Origin of the sequence: Micromonospora sp. WMMD736, from assembly GCF_049179015.1 — a bacterium.
Lineage (GTDB): Bacteria > Actinomycetota > Actinomycetes > Mycobacteriales > Micromonosporaceae > Micromonospora.
In genome coordinates, this window is record NZ_JBMHMI010000106.1 from 1 (window position 1) to 1749 (window position 1749).

General features: G+C 68.7%; 2 protein-coding genes. One reads left to right on the plus strand and one right to left on the minus strand.

The genetic code is table 11. The features are described 5' to 3' along the window. Positions 1-1191 (minus strand): condensation domain-containing protein (locus ACN269_RS34230; RefSeq protein ID WP_421477413.1); only part of this gene is annotated, 1191 nt, incomplete at its 3' end. Positions 1192-1289: 98 nt separating this feature from the next. Here ACN269_RS34230 and ACN269_RS34235 point away from each other — a divergent pair. Continuing rightward, a partial coding sequence (locus ACN269_RS34235) for an AMP-binding protein (RefSeq protein WP_421477415.1) occupies positions 1290-1749 on the plus strand: 460 nt, incomplete at its 3' end.

Sequence of the window (1749 nt, forward strand, 5' to 3'; positions counted from 1 at the left end):
CTCGGCGGCAGTGTGCGCGTCGGTGAAGTCGACATCGAGCATCAACGATGACGTGAAGTCGCCGACCAGCTTGTCGACGTCGGCGTGGTAGGGCTCGCGGCCGAACATCGGCAGGTTGAGCAGGAAGTGGCTACTGGTGGACCAGCGGGCCAGGGTTGCACCGTAGGAGGCGGCGAACGCCATCGCCGGTGTGATGCCACGGCGGCGGGCAGCCGCGAACAGTCCGTCGCGGATCTGCGGGGCCAGGAAATGCCAGCGCCGGGTGCCGCGCCGCGGGTTCTGCTGATCGGCACGCGGAACCAGCGGCAGCGCAGGGCCTTCCGGCAGGTCGGGGATCCGGTCGGTCCACCACCGGCGGTCCGCGTCGGCCGAGGCCGGCACCGAAGAGGTGAAGGTGCGCCGATACTCGCGATAGCTGTACTGCAACTCAGGCAACTGATCGCCGCGGTAGAACCGCGCGAGATCGGCCATGAAGTTGCGATAGCTGACCGCGTCGGCGGCCTGCATGTCCATATCCACATGCAGCCGGGTGCGCCCGTCCGGCAGCAACGACAGCGCAAGTTCGAGCACCTCGCCGTCGAGCAGCTGATGCGATTTGGCGTCGCGGGTCGTTTCCAGCCGCGCCTCGGCGGTGGCGGGTTCGAGGTCTCGCAGATCCAGGACCTTGACCGGCAACTCCCGATTTCCGATGCGCTGCGTGCCGTCCGGCAGGATCTCCACGCGCAGCATGGGGTGGCGCGCTGCCAGCTGTGCGGCCGCGGCCCGCAACCGGTCAAGATCGACGCCGGCGCCGTCGAATTCGACGTAGAGATGCCCGGCCACGCCGCCGAGCTGTTGTTCGGAGTTGCGGCCCACCCACATGGCGTGCTGGATCGGGGCCAGCGGCCAGGGCTCGTCGGGATCACCGGCGGGCTCAGGTCGGGGCTCGGCCGACGACGGCTCCGGCTGGGCGGCGGCGCCGCGCTCGGCAACCAACTCGCGCCAGGCCGCCACGGTGGGGTTGGCCGCCAGCGCCGCGAAGCCGACGTCGATACCCTGCTTTCGCCACCGTCCGGACAGCGACATCATCCGGATGGAGTCCAGACCGGAGGCGATCAGGTCGGCGGCCGGATCGAGGTCGGCCGGGCTCACCCCGAGCAGTTCGGCAACCTCGGTGTGGACGGTCTGTGAATTGGTCGCGATGACATTCACGATGAATCTCCAAACAAGTATAGGCTGCCCTAACTTTGTGGAGGCTACCCTATTGCGCACGCGCCGAAAACTCCTACCCGGAGGGACCGATCGATCCAATGAGCACCGGATTTCCGCCCGCTGAGCAACCCAGGCCCACCCTCGACGATCTGGTGACGGGGTTCGTCCCGTTCCCGGCCGACCGCGCCGCCGAATACCGCCGGGCCGGCTACTGGACCGGGCGGCCACTGGACTCGATCCTGGACGACGCGGTGCGGTCGGCTCCCGACAAACCCGCCGTCATCGACGCAGCGACGACGTTGACCTTCGCCGAACTGCAGACCCGGGCCGGAAGGGTCGCGGCAGCGCTGGCCGATCTCGGAATACGCCCAGGTGAGCGGGTGCTGGTGCAGCTGCCCAATTCGGTCCAGTTCGCCGTCGCGCTGTTCGGCCTGCTGCGCGCCGGTGCGGTGCCGGTGATGTGTCTGCCCGGCCACCGGGCCGCGGAAATGAGCCATTTCGCCCAGGTCAGCGGCGCCGTCGCGGTGATCATCCCGGATCTGATCGCCGGCTTCGACT